At 71.9% G+C, this 21,065-nt stretch carries 18 protein-coding genes; 7 read left to right on the plus strand and 11 right to left on the minus strand.

All coding sequences use genetic code 11. The features are described 5' to 3' along the window. Window positions 1-54: 54 nt before the first annotated feature. Together glyA and ACFWUY_RS04150 are read right to left on the minus strand one after the other, a co-directional pair. Window positions 55-1,422 carry a serine hydroxymethyltransferase gene (gene glyA, locus ACFWUY_RS04145; RefSeq protein ID WP_384101762.1) on the minus strand — a complete coding sequence of 456 codons (1,368 nt, stop codon included), beginning with the start codon at window positions 1,420-1,422 and terminating at the stop codon, window positions 55-57. A gap of 276 nt (window positions 1,423-1,698) precedes the next feature. Further along, complete coding sequence (locus tag ACFWUY_RS04150; protein ID WP_384101764.1) at window positions 1,699-2,520, minus strand: TauD/TfdA family dioxygenase; 822 nt, start codon at window positions 2,518-2,520, stop codon at window positions 1,699-1,701. Window positions 2,521-2,835: 315 nt separating this feature from the next. On the opposite strand from ACFWUY_RS04150, the gene ACFWUY_RS04155 reads away from it, so the two are divergent. Continuing rightward, entirely contained in the window at window positions 2,836-3,132 is a 297-nt protein-coding gene (locus ACFWUY_RS04155; protein WP_384101767.1) for a phosphopantetheine-binding protein, read from the plus strand. Beyond that, the gene (locus tag ACFWUY_RS04160; protein ID WP_384101769.1) at window positions 3,122-3,898 is read left to right on the plus strand and encodes a 4'-phosphopantetheinyl transferase family protein; all 777 of its coding nucleotides are present in this window, start codon (window positions 3,122-3,124) and stop codon (window positions 3,896-3,898) included. The genes ACFWUY_RS04155 and ACFWUY_RS04160 overlap by 11 nt, the downstream gene beginning before the upstream one ends. Here ACFWUY_RS04160 and ACFWUY_RS04165 read toward each other — a convergent pair. From ACFWUY_RS04165 to ACFWUY_RS04175, 3 genes are all read right to left on the minus strand, one after another. Further along, window positions 3,858-4,070 carry an MbtH family protein gene (locus ACFWUY_RS04165; protein WP_384101771.1) on the minus strand — a complete coding sequence of 71 codons (213 nt, stop codon included), beginning with the start codon at window positions 4,068-4,070 and terminating at the stop codon, window positions 3,858-3,860. The two genes, ACFWUY_RS04160 and ACFWUY_RS04165, sit on opposite strands and share 41 nt — an antisense overlap. Next, window positions 4,067-4,702: a response regulator transcription factor gene (locus ACFWUY_RS04170; protein WP_384101773.1), complete on the minus strand. Its 636-nt coding sequence runs from the start codon at window positions 4,700-4,702 to the stop codon at window positions 4,067-4,069. Before ACFWUY_RS04170 ends, ACFWUY_RS04165 begins: the two co-directional genes overlap by 4 nt. A 320-nt stretch (window positions 4,703-5,022) precedes the next feature. Then, window positions 5,023-6,018: a helix-turn-helix domain-containing protein gene (locus ACFWUY_RS04175; RefSeq protein ID WP_384101775.1), complete on the minus strand. Its 996-nt coding sequence runs from the start codon at window positions 6,016-6,018 to the stop codon at window positions 5,023-5,025. A 200-nt stretch (window positions 6,019-6,218) separates the two neighbouring features. Between ACFWUY_RS04175 and ACFWUY_RS04180 the strand changes: the two genes are divergently transcribed. Both ACFWUY_RS04180 and ACFWUY_RS04185 read left to right on the plus strand, forming a co-directional pair. After that, window positions 6,219-6,494: a hypothetical protein gene (locus ACFWUY_RS04180; protein WP_384101777.1), complete on the plus strand. Its 276-nt coding sequence runs from the start codon at window positions 6,219-6,221 to the stop codon at window positions 6,492-6,494. A 132-nt stretch (window positions 6,495-6,626) separates the two neighbouring features. Then, complete coding sequence (locus ACFWUY_RS04185) at window positions 6,627-6,770, plus strand: hypothetical protein (protein WP_384101780.1); 144 nt, start codon at window positions 6,627-6,629, stop codon at window positions 6,768-6,770. A 45-nt stretch (window positions 6,771-6,815) separates the two neighbouring features. Here the strand turns inward: ACFWUY_RS04185 and ACFWUY_RS04190 are convergent, their stop codons facing one another. Continuing rightward, the gene (locus tag ACFWUY_RS04190) at window positions 6,816-7,475 is read right to left on the minus strand and encodes a DUF6083 domain-containing protein (RefSeq protein WP_384101782.1); all 660 of its coding nucleotides are present in this window, start codon (window positions 7,473-7,475) and stop codon (window positions 6,816-6,818) included. 200 nt (window positions 7,476-7,675) lie between these two features. On the opposite strand from ACFWUY_RS04190, the gene ACFWUY_RS04195 reads away from it, so the two are divergent. Continuing rightward, the gene (locus ACFWUY_RS04195) at window positions 7,676-8,557 is read left to right on the plus strand and encodes a Cof-type HAD-IIB family hydrolase (protein WP_384101784.1); all 882 of its coding nucleotides are present in this window, start codon (window positions 7,676-7,678) and stop codon (window positions 8,555-8,557) included. Here ACFWUY_RS04195 and ACFWUY_RS04200 read toward each other — a convergent pair. The 5 genes from ACFWUY_RS04200 to hisC all read right to left on the minus strand — a co-directional run bounded on the left by ACFWUY_RS04200 (window position 8,554) and on the right by hisC (window position 17,884). Further along, on the minus strand, window positions 8,554-10,269 hold the full coding sequence (locus tag ACFWUY_RS04200; protein ID WP_384101786.1) for a GAF domain-containing protein: 1,716 nt from the start codon (window positions 10,267-10,269) through the stop codon (window positions 8,554-8,556). The genes ACFWUY_RS04195 and ACFWUY_RS04200 overlap by 4 nt on opposite strands. Before the next feature lie 20 nt (window positions 10,270-10,289). Then, complete coding sequence (gene cydD, locus ACFWUY_RS04205; RefSeq protein WP_384101788.1) at window positions 10,290-13,922, minus strand: thiol reductant ABC exporter subunit CydD; 3,633 nt, start codon at window positions 13,920-13,922, stop codon at window positions 10,290-10,292. Window positions 13,923-13,988: 66 nt separating this feature from the next. Further along, the gene (gene cydB, locus ACFWUY_RS04210) at window positions 13,989-14,990 is read right to left on the minus strand and encodes a cytochrome d ubiquinol oxidase subunit II (RefSeq protein ID WP_384101790.1); all 1,002 of its coding nucleotides are present in this window, start codon (window positions 14,988-14,990) and stop codon (window positions 13,989-13,991) included. Window positions 14,991-15,008: 18 nt separating this feature from the next. Then, window positions 15,009-16,517, minus strand: coding sequence for a cytochrome ubiquinol oxidase subunit I (locus ACFWUY_RS04215; protein WP_384101792.1), 1,509 nt, complete (start codon window positions 16,515-16,517; stop codon window positions 15,009-15,011). 269 nt (window positions 16,518-16,786) lie between these two features. After that, window positions 16,787-17,884: a histidinol-phosphate transaminase gene (hisC, locus tag ACFWUY_RS04220; RefSeq protein WP_384101794.1), complete on the minus strand. Its 1,098-nt coding sequence runs from the start codon at window positions 17,882-17,884 to the stop codon at window positions 16,787-16,789. A gap of 390 nt (window positions 17,885-18,274) precedes the next feature. Here hisC and ACFWUY_RS04225 point away from each other — a divergent pair, with 390 nt between their 5' ends. After that, complete coding sequence (locus tag ACFWUY_RS04225) at window positions 18,275-19,381, plus strand: LacI family DNA-binding transcriptional regulator (RefSeq protein WP_384101797.1); 1,107 nt, start codon at window positions 18,275-18,277, stop codon at window positions 19,379-19,381. Window positions 19,382-19,645: 264 nt separating this feature from the next. Continuing rightward, complete coding sequence (locus tag ACFWUY_RS04230) at window positions 19,646-20,977, plus strand: metallophosphoesterase (protein ID WP_384101799.1); 1,332 nt, start codon at window positions 19,646-19,648, stop codon at window positions 20,975-20,977. Window positions 20,978-21,065: the final 88 nt, after the last annotated feature.

A 21,065-nucleotide genomic window follows, 5' to 3' on the forward strand; every position in this document is an offset into this window, starting at 1 on the left:
GCACCGCGGGGCGGGCCGGCGGCAGGGGAAGGCCGGCCCGCGGGGGAATCGCGGTCAGTAGCCGGCGACGGGCCGGCGGTGGCAGATGGCGCGGATCCGGTCCTGGACACGGGCCCGCAGCGCGGGGTCGAGCGCGTACGTGGTGGGGGACGTGTTCTCGGTGGCGGTCAGCACCTCGTGGACGAGGTCCGCCACCTCCGCGACGTCACCGGGGCCGAAGCCGCGGGCCGCCATGCTGTTGCTGCCGAAGCGCACGCCCGACGTCACCATCGCGGAGTGCGTGTCGCCGACGATCCGGTTCTTGTTGACGAGGATGCCGCACTGTTCGAGCGCCTTCTCGGCGTTGACACCGGTGACGTCGTACGTCGTGAGGACGTCGGCCACGACGATGTGGTTGTCGGTGCCGCCGGAGATGACCCGCACGCCGCGGCTCGTGAGGTGCTCGGCGAGCGCGGCCGCGAGGTCGCGCACCCGGTGGATCCTGGCGGTGAACTCCGGGGTGGTCGCGGCCCCCAGGGCGTAGGCCTTGGCGGCGATGCTGTTCACCACGGGCGCGCCCTGGATCAGCGGGAACAGGCCGCTCTGCAGGGTCCGCCGGAGCGTGCGGCCGGTGGGGAGCACCATGTCGGCCGAGTCGCCGAGCAGGATCAGACCGCCGCGCGGGCCGTAGAGCTGCTTGTGGGTGCAGGTGGTCACCACATGGGCGTGCGCCAGCGGGGACGGGTGGAGGCCGGCCACGACGAGACCGGCGATGTGGGTGATGTCGGCGAGCAGGTACGCCCCCACCTCGTCGGCGATGGCGCGGAACGCGGCCCAGTCGAGGGTGCGCGGGTAGGCGGTGGTGCCCGCGACGATCAGCCGCGGCCGGTGCCGCAGGGCCTGGGCCCGCACCTCCGCGTAGTCGATCAGTCCGTCGGGCCCGAGGCCGTAGCTGTGCGCGTCGAAGATCCGGCCCGAGATGTTGACCGAGGCGCCGTGGCTGAGGTGGCCGCCCGCGTCCAGGTCGAGGCCCAGGATCGGGTCGCCGGGCTTCAGCAGGGAGTTCATGACGACCTGGTTGGCGGTGCTCGCCGAGTGGGGCTGCACGTTGGCGTAGCGGGCGCCGAAGGCCTGCTTGGCGCGCTCGACCGCGAGCTCCTCGACCTTGTCGACGTTGACGCAGCCGGCGTGGAACCTGCGGCCCGGGTAGCCCTCGGCCGTGACGTTCGCGAAGAAGCTGCCCTCGGCGAGCAGCGCCGCGGGCGTCACCGGGCTGCACGAGGCGACCAGGGCGAGGGTCTCGCTCTGCCGGCGGAGCTCGTCGTCCATCAGCCCGTACAGGGCGGGGTCCCCGAGCTCCATGGCGTGCAGGGCGTTTTCGTAGAACGACGAGAGCGGTGCGGTCGGAGCGGTGAGCATGGGCAGGCCGACGGCGTGGGTCATGGAGTCGCATCCAAACTGTGAGGGCGGCGGTCGACGGGCGACGGGTGGGGGCGCGGGGGCGGCGGTCGACGGGAGGCGAGAGGCCGGCGCGGGGGCGGTCGACGGGCGACGGGAGGTCGGCGCGGGGTCGGCGGGCGACGGGAGACGGTCACCGGGCGACGGATGAAGGGCGCGGGGAGACGGTCACCGGGCGACGGACGAGGGGCGCGGGGCGCGGGGCGCGGGGAGACGGTCACCGGGCGACGGACGAGGGGCGCGGGGCCCGTGAAGAGGCGGTCAGAAGTTCGGCGTCGAGAGCATCGCCGCGACCTTGCGGTCCGGGTCCTCGAAGCCGCGCCGGCCGTGCATCACGCGCTTGTTGTCGATCATGACGATGTCGCCGGACTCCCACCGGAGGTCGACCCGCACCTGCTCGGTGGCGTCGAGCGCGTCCCAGCGGACGTGCTGCGGAATGGTCGACCCGTCCTCGAAGGACACGATCGCGCCGGAGCCCAGGTAGCTGTTGCACAGCGTGGGCGCGTCCACGTAGGGCGCCTGCGGGACCGCGGAGACGGTCCACCGCCAGTTGAGGTTCCCGGCCTCGTCGAAGTCGTACGCGAAGTCGTCGAACGTGGCGAACAGCGCCTCGAGCTCGGCGCGGTCGGCCGTGCCGAACACGCGCTCCTGGTGCTCGGGGGCGGTCGGGAACGGCAGGCGCCAGGTCAGCCTGAGCTTGTCGAACAGGTCGCGGGTCTCCGGGGCGAGCCGCTTGTACGCCTCGACGCCGTCGTAGACCGTCGTCTCACCGTCCTCGTCGGCCGGCCGCACGCAGTAGAACCACTGGAGGCCCGGGTGCAGCGGGCAGTAGCTCATCTCGGAGTGCGCCGGAATGGGGTTCCGGTGCGCGTCGACGAGCAGCACGGCGCCGTCGTCGGAAATCGTCTCGCGGTTGGGGTTCTGGTGGAAGAAAAGCTTCGAGGAGAACTTCTGGACGAGCGCGCGGAAATCGTCGGCGGTGGCCCCGAAACCGCGGAACATCAACGTGCCGTGCTGCTTGAAGAGTTCGGCGATCTCGGTGTGCGGAAGCTCGGCGAGGGGAAGATCGGCGCTTTCGATCACCAGACCGTGGTGATCGGAAAGGGGAGACGTTTTGAAGGGGGTTATCGCCATGAGAATTCCTTGTGAGGAGAGGCCCTGACTTTCGATCACGACGGCGACGTTAGACGGGCGTCGAGCCGGCGGGCAATATCAGGACCCTGGACTGATCCGGTCATTGACGGGGGCGCGCAATTCCGTCCAAGGGGTGGACAGCGCGTTGTCCCCTAAACAGGTGTCACGGCTTTCGGGGGCGTGTGTTCGCGCCGCCTTGCCGTGACCATGGGAGGACTACCGGTCCCTGCGGTAGCCCCCCGTCCGGCAGTGGAAGGCGATGCGGTGAAGGATGACCTCGGGCTCGACGCCGTACGTGGCCGGCTGGCGGAGATCTGGTGCGCGGCGCTCGCCGTGGACCACGTCGAGGACGGCACGGACTTCTTCGCCGCCGGCGGCCGCTCCCTGCTCGCGGTCCAGGTCACCGCACGGGCGGCCGATGCCTTCGGCGTCGAGGTGAGAAGCAGCGAGCTGGCCGTCGACGCCTCGTTCGGCTCCATGGTGGAGCGCGTCGGGAAGGCGCTGCTCCCGGCCACGGGGAGTCCCCGTGCCGCGACCGCGGGGAGCGCCCGTGCTGCGTGACGCGCCCCCGGCCGTCCCGGTGCTCGGCCCGGCCGACTGCCACATCTGGTGGACCGATCCGGCCACGGTCACCGACGACTGCCTGACCCTGCTCGACGAGGTCGAACAGGAACGGATCCCGCAGCTGCGCAGGGCGGAGGACCGCGGACGGTTCATCGCCGGCCGGGCCCTGCTCCGTACCGCCGCGGCCGGCTACCTCGGTGTCGCGCCACGGCACGTCGAGGTCGTCGCCCGCTGTCCCGACTGCTCCAGGAACCACGGGAAGCCCGAACTGCCCGGCACCGGGCTGCAGGTGTCGGTGTCCCACTCCGGCTCCCGGGTGGGCGTCGCCGTCACCCGGGCCGGCGCCGTCGGGATCGACGTGGAGGAGATCAGCGCCTCGGTCTCCCCCGCGGAGCTGCTCCCCCATGTCCTCGGGCCGCTGGAGCCCCGTACCCCCGCCCACGCCACCGCGAGCGGCTTCCACCGGATGTGGACCCGGAAGGAGGCGGTGCTCAAGGCGACGGGTCTGGGGCTGCGGGTGCCGCTGTCCGAGATCGGGGTGTCGGCCCCGGAAGAGGACCCGAGGGTGCTGTTCCTGGGGGGCCCGGCGGCCAGGCCGGCCGAGGACTTCGTCCTGGCCGACCTGGAGGCGGGCGGCGGCTGCGCGGCCGCGGTCGCGGTGATCGGCGGCGGGCGGCCGGCCTTCACGGCCTACTCCCGGAGCCGTCCCTCGGACGCCGCCTTCAGCGCGGGGCCGCCGCGGGCTCCGGTGACCGGGCGCTGAGCGGCCTCATGTCCGTCCACACCCGCTCGATGTGGTCGAGGCACTGCTGCCGGTCGCCGCGGAAGCCGTCCGGCTCCCAGCCGGCCGGCAGCTCACGGTCGGCGGGCCAGAGCGAGTACTGCAGTTCGTGATTGCGGACCACGAGCTGGGTGCCGATGCCTTCGGACGTCATGTCTCCACCTGCTGTCGTTGTCGGGATTCGATGGGCGGGAACGGGGTGCGCGGGGCGGTCAGGGCGGCACGGACGAGCTGTGCCTTGTTGTGCGCGCCGAGCTTGGAACGGATGCGTTTCACGTACGTGTCGACCGTGTGCTGGCTGATGCCGATCCGCCGGGCCGCCTGGTCATGGGTGCAGCCCTCGACGAGGTGCCGGAGCACCTCGCGCTCCCGCGGGGAGAGCGTGGCGACGCCCTGCCGTACGACGGTCCCGGCACCGGCCGGAACCGGCCCCGGGCCGGCCACCCGCCGGATGGCGTCCACGAGGAGCAGCGGCGCGTCGTCGAACGGATGCGTCTCGCCCATCCGTTCCCGACCCGCGGCCCGGCCGTCGGCGGTCCCGTCTCCGGTGCCGCCGCCGGTCAGCAGGACCGTCCGGGCCGCCGGCACCCCGGCCGTCCCGCGCGGAGGCGCGGGCAGCTCGTCGAGCAGGCCCCGGTCGAGGACCAGGCAGTCGACGGTGCCGGCCGCCACCGCGAAGGGGGTGCTCGTGGCGAAGGCGACCTGGATGTCGTCCTCCGCGTCGAGCAGATGGCGGATGCCCAACAGGGCGAGCTGGTTCCGGACGAAGATCCCGGCACGCGTCATGTCGACTCCCCGTCTGCGCCGGCTCCGGTCCGCTCCGGCTGTACGGCGCCAATCTCCACGACCGGACCCCGCCACCGGAAGACAACTCCGCTGGCCCGTTGGGGCCCTGGACACAAGGGGACATCCGGCCGCGCCGGCACGACTCCGGAGGACACGGGGGTACGCCGGAACGACCGGCCCGCGACGGGGCGGCCGGTGACGACGGCTCGTACGGCAGCACGTGCGACGGCCCGTACGACGGATCCGTGCGACGGCCCGTACGACGGTCCCGCACGTCAGGCCCGTACGTCAGGCCCGTGCGGCAGCCCGTACGGCGATGCTCAGCGGTTGTCCGAGAGCCAGCCGTTCTGCACCGCGCGCACGCCCGCCTCGAACCGGCTGCGCGCCCCGAGCCGGGTCATCAGCTCGGAGGCAAGGCGCCGAGCGGTGCGCGGCGACACCCCCAGCCTCTTGGCGATGGTCTCGTCCGTGTGGCCCTCGGCCAGCAGGACCACGACCATCGACTGCTGGTCGGTGAGCCCCTGGTCGTCGGCCCTGCTCTCCTCGTTGAGCGGCCGCGCGCTGCTCCAGACGCTGTCGAACAGCGCGCACAGCGCGGTCAGCGTGCCGTGGCCGGTCAGCACCACGGCTCCCTCGGCGCTGTTGTCGCTGTTCACCGGGATGACGGCGGCCTTGCGGTCGACGACGATCATCCGGGTCGGCAGCGTCGGTACGGTCCGCACCTCGCCGCCCAGCTTGGACAGCCAGCTCACGTACTGGAGGGTGTGCGGGCTGTTGCTGGCGCTGTTGAGGTAGACCGTCCGCATCCGGACACCGCGTTCGAGCAGCTCCCGGTTGAGCGGCTTCGCGGCCTCGATGTGCTCCGGCCGCTGGGGCCCGTCCGGGGCGAAGGTCATGACCTCCTCCCGCGTGTCCCGGGTGAGTGCCGCGAGCCGGTCACGGATCTGGTCGATCCCGGTCAGGCGCTCGCTGTTCGAGCGGGTGTCGGCCGGCTGTGCCTCCGCGTACTCGGCGATCAGCCGGGCCGCGGCCGCCCGCGAGTCCTCCAGCTTCTTCTGGTGCGCCGCGAGCTCGGCCTGTTGCCGGGCCATCAGCATCTGGAGGCCGACCTCGGGCGACACGGGCCACAGCTCGCCCTCCCGGTCGTAGGAGGGTCTGAGCAGGGCCAGTTCGCTCAGGGTGTCCAGTCCGCCGCGTACCTGCTCGGGTGTGAGTCCCAGTCGCTCGGCGAGTTCCGCCACGCCGTCACGCGGCTGTGCGAGGAGTCCCCGGTAGACGGCCTCGGCAATGGAATCGAGACCAAGCGACGTAAGCACGGTGCGTCTCCCCCCGGAGCTGTCGCAGTAAAGGCATCCACATCATCACACGTGTGGCGCGTTTTCTACAGAAGGTGACATGGCCTGTACCGGCCATTGCCGGAATGGGACTTCTGGTGCTCTTCTCCCTTGTTCGCCCTTTTGGGAAACTGCGAGGCGTGTATCTCGTTCACACCGAACTCCTTAGCGGGAAGGCGGACTTGTGCATCCCTCAGAACCTCGGGGATCTCCTTCGCTCCCTGGCACGCCCCGACGACGGCGTGGAACACGTGGTCGTCCACCGCCACCCGGGACGTGGGATGACCGTGGGCGTCTACCTGCTGGCCGACCGCCTCTTCGAAGCCGAGGAGACGGCCGCGAGGCTGTGCGGGCGCGCGGTGGCCGAGGCCGGTCCGCTGCCGGGGTGGCGGGTCGGGCGTTCCGAGGCGCCGCTGCTGGCCCCGTACGGCCTTGAGGGTTTCTGGACCGAGCTCTGAGAAGTGGCCCGCTGACCGCTTCGGTCCAGGGCCCCTTCCGTCCACCGGATCTCTCTTCCGAAGGCGTTTCCGCTTGACGAAGCTTTGCGTCAGAGAAGGAACAACTCACCGACTTCGGAAGGGAATCATCCGGTGCTGCGCTTTCGCTCCGCCCGCTGGGCTGCCGTTCTCCTGACTGCCCTCGCCCTCATGACCCCGGCGTTCGCCGCTTCCGGCGACACCACGGATTCCGTCGTCGTCAGCGGCCCCGCGCCGGACGACATGATCTGGGGCTGACACCGCCCCCAGTGCCGGTCCCGGCCTTCGCCCCCGTCCCGGCCCTCACGCGCGGGGGTCACCGTGCACGGCGAACCGCCGGGCGTGACCGCGCCAGAGCGCCAGCAGGACGGGGGAGCCGACCGGTTCCGGATTCGCCGCGCAGACGTCGAAGTGGCTGACCCGGCACGTGCCGGACGGCACGGCGGACCCCAGGCCGACCGCGGTCCCGTCGCCGGCGACGCGCCAACGGCTGCCCGCGGGGACGGCCCTGGTCGTCAGCTCGCCGGGCTCGATCAGGACCCACCGGCCACGCACCGTGCGGTGCCAGCGGGCAGAGGCCCCGCACCGCCCGCAGACCGCACCACCGGGAGCCACGTCCTCCGGTACGAGATGCCCGGAACGCTGATCCGGTACGCCGTGTCCGGAACGCTGATCCGGTACGCCGTGTCCGGAACCCTGATCCGGTACGCCGTGTCCGAGACGCCGATCCGGTACGAGACGCCCGGTCCGGTCCGCGAGGGCCACGGTGTCGACCCGACCGTCCCGGGCGACCAGGCCGGCCAGACCGGCCAGGACATCGCCCACCAGCACCGGGTCCCGCGTGGAACGGCCCGCGCCGGTCCCCTCGCACCCCGGGCAGAGGGCCGTGCCGAGGCTCGCGACCCACGTCGCGTACGGCGCGCCGCAGGAGTCGCACACGTCACTTCGCCGGCCCTGGCCCATGCCCCGCCCCCTTGAGACCCGTCAGCTCTCCAGGGACATTCCCCGACGGACCCGAAAACGAACGGACGTTTACGGCCACGTCGGGGCGTACCCGTCGGCCGTGTCGGCCCGGTCCTTGGCGGACCGGGCCGGCACCGCCCGGACCACTCATATGTGCGGCTCCCCGCACGCCCGTGCGTTCGGTGCGGAAGAATGACACGGTGACCTCTCCCCGTGCCCCGCGCACTTCCGCCCCGGTGCCCCGGCTGATCGCCACCGACCTCGACGGCACGCTGCTGCGTGACGACAAGTCCGTCTCCGAGCGCACGGTCGCCGCACTCGCCGCGGCCGAGCGGGCCGGGATCGAGGTCTTCTTCGTCACCGGCCGACCGGCCCGCTGGATGGACGTCGTCAGCGACCACGTCCACGGCCACGGTCTCGCGATCTGCGCCAACGGCGCCGCCGTCGTCGACCTCCACGCGGGCGGGACCTTCCTGGAGGTCCATCCGCTGGAGCGGCCGATCGCCCTCGACGTCGTCCGGGCCCTGCGCGCCGCCGCGCCCGGGACCTCCTTCGCGGTCGAGCTCACCACCGGCATCCACTACGAGCCGCAGTACCCGCCGTTCTACCTCGACCCCGGCGCGACCGTCGCCACCGCCGAGAAGCTCCTCTTCGAGGAGACGCCCGGCGCCGCGGCCCCGGTGCTCAAGCTGCTCGCCCAGCACCCGGAGCTCGACCCGGACGTGTTCCTCGCGGTGGCCAGGGAGGCCGCGGGAGAGCGGGCCGCGTTCACCCGGTCCAGCCCCACCGCCCTCATCGAGATCAGCGCGTTCGGTGTCTCCAAGGCCTCCACGCTCGCCCTGTGCTGCGTCGAGCGCGGCATCACGGCCGAGGAGGTGGTCGCCTTCGGCGACATGCCCAACGACATCGAGATGCTGACCTGGGCGGGCCGCTCGTACGCGATGGGCAACGCCCACCCCGACGTGATCGCCGCCGCCTCCGGCCGTACGGTCGGCAACAACGAGGACGGCGTGGCCGTCGTCATCGAGCAGCTGGTCGCCGAGGTCCACCACGCCGCGGAGAACCGGCCCGAGGCCCCCTAGAGCGGGGCCTCCCACACCACCGCCGTGCCGCCGCCGCCCTCGCCGATGCCCGGTCCGCACCAGCTCGCGCCGCCCAGCGACTCGGCCCGTCGCGCCAGGTTGCGCAGGCCGCTGCGGCGTCCGCCCGCCGGGAGGCCGATGCCGTCGTCCGCGACCGAGAGCCGGACCCCCGCGGAGCCGTCGGGCAGGGTGACCCCGGCGTCGACGACCACCTCGATCCGGCTCGCCTCCGCGTGCCGGAACGCGTTGGAGAGCGCCTCGCGCAGCGCGGCGACGAGGTTCTTGCCGGTGAGCTCGCCGACCGTCGAGTCGATCGCGCCGACAAAGCGGTGCGCGGGCTTGAAGCCGAGCGGCACGGCGGCCATGTTGATCTCCCGCAGCACCCGGGTGCGCAGCCCCGAGGGCGCCTCGGCGGGCCCCTGCTGGAGCGCGAAGATCGCCGTACGGATCTCCTGGATGGTCACGTCGAGCTCGTCCACCGCCTTGCCGACGCCGTCCCGCACGGCCGGCACGATCGACCTGCGCTGGGCGCTCTCCAGCATCATGCCGGTGGCGAAGAGCCGCTGGATCACCAGATCGTGCAGGTCACGGGCGATCCGGTCGCGGTCCTCGTACACGGCGAGGCGCTCCCTGTCCCGCTGCGCGTCGGCCATCATCAGGGCGAGCGCCGCCTGCGAGGCGAACTGGGTGGCCAGCGTCCGCTCCGTCTCCGTGAACTGGCGGGCGCCCCGCGCCCGGGGCGTGGCGAGCGCGCCGAGCACCCGGCCGCCACTCTGCAGCGGCAGCATCATGCTCGGCCCGTACGGGGAGGTCAGCCGGCTGATCATGTGCGGGTCCTTCGACGCGTCCGTCACGAAGACCGCCTCGCCCTCCAGGAGCCGCCGCACCACGGCGCTCTCGGGCGGGATCACCACGCCGAGCGACTTCGTGGGCCGGGGCGAGGAGACGGCGACGATCTCGAGCCCGCCGTCCTCGGCGGGCAGCAGCACGATCCCCGCGTCCGCGTCGGCGAGCCGGCGGGCCTGCTCGGCGACGACCGTGAGGGCGTCGTCCGCGTCGCCGCCGGAGAGCAGCGCGGTGGTGACGGCGACGGAGCCGTCGATCCACCGTTCGCGCTGCCGGGCGGCCTCGTACAGCCGGGCGTTGCCGATGGCGATGCCGGCCTCGGTGGCAAGGACCCGGACCATGTGCACGTCGTAGTCGTCGAACTCGCGCCCGCCGCGCTTCTCCGCGAGGTACAGATTGCCGAAGATCTCGCCCTGGACCCGGATGGGGACGCCGAGGAAGCTCCGCATCGGAGGGTGTCCCGCAGGGAAGCCGGCCGAGCGCGGATCGGTGGACAGGTCGGCGAGCCGGATCGTCCGGGAGTCCTGGATCAGCGCGCCGAGCAGCCCGGCGTGGCCGTCGGGACGGCGCCCGATCCGGCGGGCCGCGTCCTCGTCGACGCCGAAGGTGACGAAGTCGGACAGGCCCTTGCCCTCCTCGTCGACGACGCCGATCGCGGCGTAGCGGGCGTCGGCGAGCTCGGCGGCGGTCTCGCAGATGCGGTCGAGGGTGGAATGGAGTTCGAGCCCGGTGCCGACCGAGCGCATGGCCTCCAGGAGCTGCGGCACGCGGGCGGTGAGCTCGGTCGACAGCCCCTGGAGGCTGTGGGCGGCCCGGGTGGCGGCTTCCAGGGGGTCCGAGGCGTCGGACGCTGCGGCGACGGTCATGGAGTTGAGCCTAGTAAGTCCTATTTGCCGAGAAAAGTCGGCCGTCCTGTGCCGACCGCCGTGCCGACCACCGCGGAGGTGGCGAGCAGGTCGGTCGCCCGCTCCTGCTCCAGCATCCGGCGCAGCGGGCCGTCCACCGCGGCCAGCTCCGCGTACGGGCCGCGCTGCACGGTCCGGCCCTCGGCCAGGACAAGGACCTCGTCGACCGCGTCGAGGCCGTGCAGCCGGTGGGTGATGAGGACGGTCGTACGGCCCTCGGTGGCCCGGAGGAGGTCGTCGGTGAGCGCGTCGGCGGTGGCCAGGTCCAGGTGTTCGGCCGGCTCGTCGAGGACGAGGACGGGGAAGTCGGCGAGGAGCGCGCGGGCGAGCGCCAGGCGCTGCCGCTGGCCGCCGGAGAGCCGGGAGCCGTGCTCGCCCACGAGGGTGTCGAGCCCGTCCGGAAGCCCGTCCACCCAGTCGAGCAGCCGGGCCCTGCGCAGCGCCTCGCGCAGTTCCTCGTCGCTCGCACCGGTACGGGCGAGCCGCAGGTTCTCGCGGACGGAGCTGTCGAAGAGGTGGGCGTCCTGGGCACAGAGGCCGACGAGCCGCCGTACGGCGTCGCCGTCCAGCTCCCGGGCGGGCACCCCGCCGAGCCGGTACGTGCCCTGTTCCACGTCCAGGAACCGCAGCAGTACCTGGGCGAGCGTGGTCTTGCCGGAACCGGACGCGCCGACGACGGCGACCCGGCGCCCGGCCTCCAGGGTGAGCCGGAAGTCGGCGAGCGCCCTCCGTTCCTGTCCGGCGTGGCGGGCGGAGAGCCCGGCCAGCTCCAGCGGGAAAGGGCTCGCCGGGGGAGTCTCCGGCGCGGCCGGCTCGTGTACGGGCACGGGGGCGTCGAGCACCTCGAAGACCCGCTCGGCGCTGTGCTTCACGCGCTGCCGGTACTGCACGGCGAGCGGCAGTCCCGTGACGGCCTCGAAGGCGGCGAGCGGCGTGAGGACGATGACGGCCAGGGCCACCCCGTCGAGCCGCCCGTCCCGTACGGCCTGGACGCCGACGACCGCGGCGGCGACCACCGTCAGTCCGCAGACCAGGGCGGAGAGTCCGGCTCCGAGCGCGGTGGCGGCGGCCTGCCGGGAGGCGATGCCGGTGAGCGCCCGGTCGGCGGTCCGCGCCCGGTCGAGCCTCTCCCGCAGCGCACCGGCCACGGTCAGTTCGGCGCAGCCCCTGAGCAGGTCGGCCACGGCGGTCGCCAGGGCGCCGCGCGCGGGGGCGAGCCGCCGTTCGGCCCGGCGGGCGAGCGCCCCGCCGGCCGCCGGTACGGCGACTCCCGCGACGAGCAGGCCCACGGCGAGGACGGCACCGGCCTCGGGCAGCAGCCAGGCGGTGAACCCGGCGGACGCGACCCCCACGACGAGCGCGGCACCCGCCGGGAGCAGCCAGCGGAGCCAGTAGTCCTGGAGCGCGTCGACGTCCTGCACGAGCCGGGCGAGCAGGTCGCCTCGGCGCGTGCGGCGCAGCCCGGCCGGGGCGATCCGCTCCAGGCGCCGGTAGACGGAGACCCGGAGCTCGGCGAGCATCCGGAGCACGGCGTCGTGCGAGACGAGCCGCTCGGCGTACCGGAACACGGCCCGCCCGATGCCGAAGGCCCGCGTGGCGGTGACGGCCACCATCAGGTGCAGCACGGGAGGCTGTTCGGAGGCACGGGAGATGAGCCAGCCGGACACGGCCATGAGCCCGACGGCGGAACCGAGGGCAAGGCTCCCGAGCAGCAGCGCGAGCGCCATCCGCCCCTTGAGCTCCCCGGCCATGCCCCGCACCCGTCCCAGGACGGACGTCCCCGCACCCACGTCGGGCCCGTCACCCTCCGCGCCCCGGCCCGCACCGGGCCCGTCGCCCTCCGCGCCCCGGTCCACCCCGGCCTCGTCCGCCACGACAGCGCCCTCGCCCCGTGGCACCCCCACCGCCGTGGCGCCCGTCAAAGACGGGCCCGCACCCGTGGAATCCGCGACCGGCGCGGCGCCGCCGACCGTCACCACCCGGTCCGCGACCGCGAGCAGCGCCGGCCGGTGTACGACCAGGAGTACGGTCCGCCCCGCCGCGAGGCGACGGACCGCGTCCACCACGCCCGCCTCCGTCTCGCCGTCCAGCGCCGCCGTCGGCTCGTCGAGCAGCAGCAGCGGCCGGTCGGCCAGGAAGGCCCGGGCCAGCGCGAGGCGTTGCCGCTGCCCGGCCGAGAGCCCGGCACCGTCCTCGCCGAGCAGCGTGTCGAGCCCCTGCGGGAGCCCCGCGACGAACCCGTCGGCCCCTGCGTCCCGCAGCGCCTCCCGTACCGCCTCGTCGGAGGCGTCCGGGCGGGCGAGGCGGACGTTCTCGGCGACCGTCCCCGCGAAGAGGTACGGCCGCTGCGGCACCCAGGCGATCCGGGCCCGCCACTCCTCCAGGTCGAGCGCCGCGAGGTCCTCACCGCCGTCCCGCGCGGACCCGCCGACCCGCACGGACCCGCCCTCCTCCGGCACGGCGAACCCGAGCACGACGTCGAGCAGCGTGGACTTCCCGACGCCGCTCGGCCCGACCAGGGCCACCGTCTCGCCCGACTCGACCGTCAGCGTCGCCGCGTCGAGCGAGGGTTCGGCGCGCCCGGCGTGGCGTACGGTCACCCCTTCCAGTTCCAGTCGGACGGAGTCCGGGGCGGCGGCACCCGTGCCACCCTCCCGTACCGGCTGCTCCAGGACGTCGAAGATCTCCTCCGCCGCCGCGAGCCCCTCCGCCGCCGCGTGGAACTGCGCTCCCACCTGCCGCAGCGGCAGATACGCCTCCGGGGCGAGGATCAGGATGACGAGCCCGATGTACAGGTCCAGCTCGCCGTGGACGAGCCGCATGCCGATGGTCACCGCGACGAGCGCGACCGAGAGCGTCGCGAGGAGTTCCAGGGCGAAGGAGGAGAGGAAGGCGATCCGCAGCGTGCGCATCGTCGCCCGGCGGTACTCCGAGGTGATCGCGCGGATCGACTCGGCCTGGGCCTTCGCCCGGCCGAAGATCTTGAGGGTGGGAAGCCCGGCCACCACGTCCAGGAAGTGGCCGGAGAGCCGGGAGAGCAGCCTCCACTGCCGGTCCATCCGGGCCTGGGTGTACCAGCCGATGAGGATCATGAAGACCGGGATGAGCGGCAGGGTGACGACGATGATCGCCGCCGAGACCCAGTCCTCGGTGACGATCCGGGCAAGGACCGCCACCGGTACGACCACCGCGAGGCCGAGCTGGGGCAGATAGCGGGCGAAGTAGTCATCGAGGGCGTCCACCCCCCGTGTCGCGAGGGCGATCAGCGAACCGGCCTTCTGACCGCTCAGCCAGCCCGGTCCGAGCGCGGCCGCGCGGTCGAGCAGTCGGCCGCGGAGTTCGGACTTGACCGCCGCGCTCGCCCGGTGGGCGGCGAGCTCGGTCAGCCAGGAGACGAGCGCCCGCGCCACCGCGACGCCCGCGAGCAGCAGCAGGGCGTCGGTCAGCTCGGAGACCGGCCGGCCCTGCTGGAAGGACCCCACCACGATCTCGGCGATGAGCATCGCCTGGGCGATGACCAGCGCCGCCCCGACGAGGCCGAGGAACACCACCGCGAGCAGGAAGACACGGGTGGCCCTGGCGTACCGGAGCAGGCGCGGATCGATCGGTTTCACGTGAAACATGCTCCCTGGGAAGGGCCGACCAGTGGCGGGGCCGGTGGTCGGGACCAGCGGGCGGGACTAGTGGGCGTCGGCGATGTGCTGCGTACCGATCCGCTTGCGGAAGACCCAGTAGGTCCAGCTCTGGTAGAGCAGCACCAGCGGGGTCGCGATCGCCGCGCACCAGGTCATGATCTTGAGCGTGTACGGGCTCGATGACGCGTTCGTCACGGTAAGGCTCCACTCCGGGTTGAGCGAAGACGGCATGACGTTCGGGAAGAGCGCGAGGAAGAGCATCGCCACGGCGGCGGCGATGGTGACGCCCGAGAGCCCGAAGGACCAGCCCTCGCGCCCGGCCCTGATCGCGACGATCGCGCTGATGAGGGCGACCACGGCGACCAGCATCACCGCGAGGCTCCACCCGTTCCCCGTGTCGAGCTGGGTCCAGCCCAGGAAGGCGAGTGCGAGCACCGCCGTGACCAGGCCCAGCTTGAGCGCGAGGGCCCGCGCCCGGGTCCGGATGTCACCGATCGTCTTGAGCGAGGCGAAGACCGCACCGTGGAAGGTGAAGAGGGTCAGCGTGACCAGGCCGCCGAGGAGGGCGTACGGGTTGAGCAGCTCGAAGAAGCCGCCGACGTACTCCATGTCCGCGTCGATCTTCACGCCCCGGACGATGTTGCCGAAGGCCACGCCCCAGAGGAACGCGGGGACCAGCGAGGTCCAGAAGATGGCCTGCTCCCAGTTGCGCTGCCAGTTCTCCTCGGGCCGCTTCACCCGGTACTCGAAGGCGACACCCCGGATGATCAGGCAGACCAGGATGATCAGCAGCGGCAGGTAGAAGCCGGAGAAGAGCGTCGCGTACCACTCGGGGAACGCGGCGAAGGTCGCGCCGCCGGCGGTGAGCAGCCACACCTCGTTGCCGTCCCAGACGGGTCCGATGGTGTTGATGAGGACCCGCTTCTCGGCCCGGTCACGGGCGAGCAGCTTGGTCAGGACTCCGATCCCGAAATCGAAGCCTTCGAGGAAGAAGTAGCCGATCCAGAGGACGGCGATGAGTACGAACCAGACGTCGTGAAGTTCCATGCCTCGATCTCCTCAGCCTCAGTACGAGAAGGCCATGGGGCGGTCGGGGTCCCGAGAGTCCCCGCCGATCTTGGTGGGCGGGTTGAGGTCGTCCTCGGTGAGCTCCGGCGGTCCCGCCTTGACGTACTTCACGAGGAGCTTGACCTCGATCACGGCGAGGACGGCGTAGAGCGCCGTGAAGACGATCATCGAGGTGAGCACCTCGGCCGTCGTGGTGCCGGGCGAGACCGCGTCCCGGGTGCGCAGCACGCCGTAGACGACCCAGGGCTGACGGCCCATCTCGGTGAAGATCCAGCCCCAGGAGTTGGCGATCAGCGGGAACGCCATCGTCCAGAGGGCGATGATCCAGTACCACTTGCCCAGGCGGGGGCTGAGCGCCTTCCGCTTGAACAGGACCAGGTTCGGCACCTCGTCCTCACCGGTCCGCATCCCGGGCGCCAGCATGAACTTCCTGCGCGTCAGCCAGAGACCGATCATGCCGATCGTCAGCGAGGCCATGCCGAAGCCGATCATCCAGCGGAATCCCCAGTAGGCGACGGGGATGTTGGGCCGGTAGTCGCCGGGGCCGAACTTCTCCTGCTCGGCCTTGTTGATGTCGTTGATGCCCGGGACGTGCGAGGTGAAGTCGCCGTTCGCGAGGAAGGACAGCACGCCGGGGACCTCGATGGCGACCTTGTTGTGGCCCTTGTCGACGTCGCCGTAGGCGAAGATCGAGAAGGGCGCGGGTGCCTCGCCGTCCCAGAGCGCCTCGGCCGCGGCCATCTTCATGGGCTGCTGCTTGAACATGACCTTGCCGAGCATGTCACCGCTGATGGCGGTGCCGAGGCCGGCGATGATCAGGGTGATCAGGCCGAGCCGCAGCGAGGTCCGCATCACCGGGACGTGCTTCTTGCGTGCCAGGTGGAAGGCCGAGATGCCGACCATGAACGCGCCGCCGACCAGGAAGGCCGCCGTCATGGTGTGGAAGAACTGGGTGAGGGCGGTGTTCTGGGTGAGCACCTGCCAGAAGTCGGTGAGCTCCGCCCGGCCGCGCTCCTCGTTGATGCGGTAGCCCACCGGGTGCTGCATCCAGGAGTTGGCCGCGAGGATGAAGTACGCGGAGAGGATGGTGCCGATCGACACCATCCATATGCAGGCGAGGTGGATCTTCTGCGGGAGCTTGTCCCAGCCGAAGATCCACAGACCGATGAAGGTCGACTCGAAGAAGAAGGCGATGAGCGCCTCGAAGGCGAGCGGCGCGCCGAAGATGTCACCGACGAAACGGGAGTAGTCGGACCAGTTCATGCCGAACTGGAACTCCTGCACGATGCCGGTGACGACACCCATGGCGATGTTGATCAGGAAGAGCTTGCCCCAGAACTTCGTCGCCCTGAGGTACTTCTCGTTCTCCGTCCGCACCCAGGCGGTCTGAAGCCCGGCGGTGAGCGCGGCGAGGGAGATCGTCAGGGGGACGAAGAGGAAGTGGTAGACGGTGGTGATGCCGAACTGCCAGCGCGCCAACGTCTCTGGCGCCAGAGCGAGGTCCACGTGGTTCTCTCCTTACATCGCCGCGATCACATCGGCAGTTCGCCCCCATTGAACCCACCCATAAGGGGAGGAACCGGAGGCGCTTGTGAACGCGTTCACATTCACAAGCTATTATGGCTCATACGAAATCCGTATCGTCAACCGGGGTCCCTTGGAAGCGGACAAAGTCACATCCCGGGGCATAGCAAGGCAAAGGCCCCCGCGAGCGAAATGCTCGCGGGGGCCGGGGCCGGAAGGTGAGGCGGCCCGTCGGAAGACGAGGCAGCCGGTCAGCTTCCCTTGCGGAAGCCCTCCGCCGCCTTCAGGAACAGGTCGTTCGCCTCGCACTCGCCGATCGTCACGCGCACGCCCTCGCCCGCGAACGGCCGGACCGTCACACCGTGCCGCTCGCACTCCGCCGCGAACTCCGTCGTCCGCTCGCCCAGCCGCAGCCAGACGAAGTTCGCCTGGGTGTCCGGAACGGTCCAGCCCTGGGCCACGAGCCCCGCGTGGACCCGCTCGCGCTCGGCCACCAGCGAGCCGACCCGGCCGAGCAGCTCGTCCTCCGCCCGCAGCGAGGCCACCGCCGCGTCCTGCGCCAGCTGGCTCACCCCGAACGGCACCGCCGTCTTGCGCAGCGCCGCCGCCACCGGCTCGTGGGCGACCGCGAAGCCGACCCGCAGCCCCGCCAGGCCGTACGCCTTGGAGAAGGTGCGCAGCACGGCGACGTTCGGCCGGTCGCGGTACAGCTCGATGCCGTCGGGGATGTCGGCGTCCCGCACGAACTCGCGGTACGCCTCGTCGATCACCACGAGGACGTCGGAGGGCACCCGGTCGAGGAAGCGCTCCAGCTCCGCCCGGCGCACCGCGGTGCCCGTGGGGTTGTTGGGGTTGCAGACGAAGATCAGCCGGGTCCGGTCGGTGATCGCCTCGGCCATCGCGTCGAGATCGTGCACATCACCCTCGGTCAGCGGCACCGGCACCGAGGTGGCACCGCTGATCTGCGTGATGATCGGGTACGCCTCGAAGGACCGCCAGGCGAAGATGACCTCGTCGCCGGGGCCCGAGGTCGACTGGAGCAGCGACTGGGCGACGCCGACCGAGCCGGTCCCCGCGGCGAGGTGCGAGACGGGCACGCCGAAGCGGTCGGCCAGCTCCTCCATCAGTCCCGTGCAGGCCAGGTCCGGGTAGCGGTTGAAGTTCGAGGCGGCGGCCAGCGTGCTCTCCATGACCCCCGGCAGCGGCGGGTACGGATTCTCGTTGGAGGACAGCTTGAAGGCCGCGGGACCACCCGTGGCCGCCGGCCTGCCCGGCTTGTAGGTGGGGACGCCGTCCAGCTCGGCGCGCAGCTTCGGGCTGCCCGTACTCGTCCCGCTGGTCTCGCTCACTGTGTGGCCTCCTCGACCGTCCATGCCGCCAATACTCCTCACCTTAAGAGGATTCGCCTCCGGCGCGAATGGGCTGTGCACAACAGGAGGGACACGCTGTGGACACGGCCTCCCGGAGCGGCCCGAGAAAGGGGGCGCGCGCTGGGGTGGCGTGCGCTGGTGGCGAGCGCCGTGGCGCGCATCCCCCGTAGAGGTGAGTTGAGACCTCTTCGAGACGTCGCCCCCACGCCAGGCCGACACGGCTCGATGGCCACAGGTTCCATGTAAAAGCCCTCAACTGCCTTCGATTCATTGCCTATTGAGCTCTTGCGACCATGCAGAAACGTGCCTGTCAACGCCTGCATATGCGACCGCCTCAACGGCCTCCCATCGCCCTACTATCGGCTCGCCATGACAGCAGCAGGGAAGCACCAGGTGAGCCGGGCACAGACCCGGGGAAGCCGGCAGGGCCGGGCGGGCATCCGGGACGTGGCCGCCGCCGCCGGGGTCTCCATCACGACTGTCTCCGACGCGCTCAACGGCAAGGGCCGACTCCCCGACGCCACCCGCCGGCACGTGCGCGAGGTCGCCGACCGGCTGGGCTACCGCCCGTCCGCGGCGGCCCGCACGCTCCGCACCGGGAAGTCGGGACTCATCGGCCTGACCGTGACCACGTACGGGGATGAACCTTTCACCTTCACCGAATTCGCCTACTTCGCGGAGATGGCCAGAGCAGCCACATCGGCAGCGCTCGCCCGGGGCTACGCCCTGGTCATCCTCCCCGCCACCTCCCGCCATGACGTCTGGTCGAACGTCGCCCTCGACGGCACCGTCGTCATCGACCCCTCCGACCACGACCCGGTCGTCACCGAACTGGTCCGCCAGGGCCTGCCCGTCGTCTCCGACGGACGCCCCGCCGGCACCCTTCCGGTCACCGCCTGGGTCGACAACGACCACGAAGCCGCCGTCCTCGACCTGCTCGACCACCTCGCCGCCGCCGGCGCCCGCCGGATCGGTCTCCTCACCGGAACCACCACCGACACCTACACCCGCCTGTCCACCACCGCGTACCTCAACTGGTGCGAGCGGGTGGGCCAGGACCCCGTCTACGAGGCCTATCCGGCGCACGATCCGTGCGCGGGCGCCGTCGCGGCCGACCGGCTGCTCGCCCGCCCCGACCGGCCCGACGCCGTCTACGGCCTCTTCGACCCCAACGGAACCGACCTCCTCGCGGCCGCCCGCCGCTACGGACTGCGTGTCCCCGACGACCTGCTGCTCGTCTGTTGCAGCGAGTCGACCGTCTACGCCACCACCGAACCGCCCATCACGACGCTCTCGCTCAAACCACGCCGGATCGGCACGGCCGTCGTCCAGCTCCTCATCGACGCCATCGAGGGGAACGACACCGACGGCCCGGTCGAGCAGGTGATACCGACCGAACTCATCGTCCGCACCTCCTCGCAGCGCCGTTCGCCCCGTACGACGGTCAGCCCGCCGCGCTCACCCGCGAAGGACTGATCCCCGCCCCGCCGGTTTCGCCGTTCCCGCCCCTGCCCGTGGGCGGGGACGGCGAAACCGGCCACCGAACCGGCCACAACCCTGGACTGGACCTTCTCAATTCGGGCGAAACAACCGGTGAACCCGGAGTGGACCCGGATTCACCACCCCTGGTGCGTCACACAGGAGGACGCTCATTCCTATGATGGGCGCACGACACCGCGGACCTCCCCGACCAGGCCGGTCCGCGATGTGCAGGGCATCGCGACGGTGGTGGAGGGGTCCATGACTCAGGGGGCCGGGCAGGAGCCCGTGGTGCGCACGGCGACATTGCGTGACTTCCGCGTACCGCCGTACGCCCGGGTGCCCGTACAGGGCCATGCCACCGAACCGACGACCGCGGAGCCTCTGCCCGTGCCCCCGCCGGCCGAGCAACCTCCCGCGCCCGCGCCACCGCAGGCCGCGCCGACACCGCCGCCCGCGCCACCGCAGGACGCGCCGGCACCGCCGCCCGCACCGCGGCAGACCGCGCCCGCGCCCACCGCGCCCATGCCCGCCGAGCCGACCCTCCACCTGGGGCACCGTCCCGCGCCCGCGTACCCCGCCGCGGCCGGTTCCTCCATCGTCTCCGTCGCCACCGGCCACCCCGGCAACGCCTTCCCCGAGGACGCGATGCCCGACGGGTACACCCCGACCGAGCGCGACCTCCCGGTCATCAACCGCGGCGACACCGTCCAGGTCCCGGTCGCCTCCGAGCCCGCCACCGCCGCCGAACCCGCCCCGGCGAGCGGCGAGGGCCCCGGCCCGCTCTACGTCGTCGGCGACGTCCACGGCTACCTCGACGAGCTCGTCGCCGCCCTGCGCGCCCAGGGCCTCATCGACGAGAACGGCGGCTGGGCCGCGGGCAACGCCCGCCTCTGGTTCCTCGGCGACTTCACCGACCGCGGCCCCGACGGCATCGGCGTCATCGACCTCGTCATGCGTCTCTCCGCCGAGGCCGCCGCCGCCGGCGGCTACTGCAAGGCGCTGATGGGCAACCACGAGCTGCTGCTCATCGGCGCCAAGCGCTTCGGCGACACGCCGGTGAACTCCGGCGCGGGCACCGCCACCTTCCAGGCCGCCTGGCTGCTCAACGGCGGCCAGAAGCACGACATGGACCGGCTCCAGGACGTCCACCTCCAGTGGATGTCCCGGCTCGACGCCGTGGTGCGCGAGGACGACCACCTCCTGCTGCACTCCGACACCACCGCGTACCTCGAATACGGCGAGACCATCGAGGACGTCAACGACACGGTCCACGAGATCCTCAACCGGAACGACGCGGACGAGGTCTGGGACGTCTTCCGCAAGTTCACCAAGCGCTTCGCCTTCCGCGACGAAGGCGGCCCGCAGGCCGTCCAGGAGCTGCTCTCCGCCTACGGCGGCCACCGGATCGTGCACGGCCACAGCCCGATCCCGTACCTCCTCGGGCAGGTCGGCGGGGAGGACGGCGAGGACGGCGCGGGCCCGGTCGTCGACGGACCCCACGTGTACGCGGACGGTCTGGCGATCGCCATGGACGGCGGAGTGACCATGGCCGGAAAGCTACTGGTCGTCCAACTCCCGCTGGACCGCTGAGGCGTCACCCTGCGCATCCGGAGAAGGCGAATTCGGGAAACACCCTGTCAGCGCGTGGCACCGCCGCAATACCATCGGTCCATCCGTA

Origin of the sequence: Streptomyces sp. NPDC058664 (assembly GCF_042716635.1) — a bacterium.
In the GTDB taxonomy this organism is placed as follows: Bacteria; Actinomycetota; Actinomycetes; order Streptomycetales; family Streptomycetaceae; genus Streptomyces.

Coding starts and splice junctions, on each gene's coding strand:
- glyA (WP_384101762.1), bottom strand. CDS start 1,422: ATGACCCACGCCGTCGGCCTGCCCATGCTCACCGCTCCGACCGCACCG.
- ACFWUY_RS04165 (WP_384101771.1), bottom strand. CDS start 4,070: ATGACGTCCGAAGGCATCGGCACCCAGCTCGTGGTCCGCAATCACGAA.
- ACFWUY_RS04170 (WP_384101773.1), bottom strand. CDS start 4,702: ATGACGCGTGCCGGGATCTTCGTCCGGAACCAGCTCGCCCTGTTGGGC.
- ACFWUY_RS04190 (WP_384101782.1), bottom strand. CDS start 7,475: ATGGGCCAGGGCCGGCGAAGTGACGTGTGCGACTCCTGCGGCGCGCCG.
- ACFWUY_RS04200 (WP_384101786.1), bottom strand. CDS start 10,269: ATGACCGTCGCCGCAGCGTCCGACGCCTCGGACCCCCTGGAAGCCGCC.
- cydB (WP_384101790.1), bottom strand. CDS start 14,990: ATGGAACTTCACGACGTCTGGTTCGTACTCATCGCCGTCCTCTGGATC.
- ACFWUY_RS04225 (WP_384101797.1), top strand. CDS start 18,275: ATGACAGCAGCAGGGAAGCACCAGGTGAGCCGGGCACAGACCCGGGGA.
- ACFWUY_RS04230 (WP_384101799.1), top strand. CDS start 19,646: ATGACTCAGGGGGCCGGGCAGGAGCCCGTGGTGCGCACGGCGACATTG.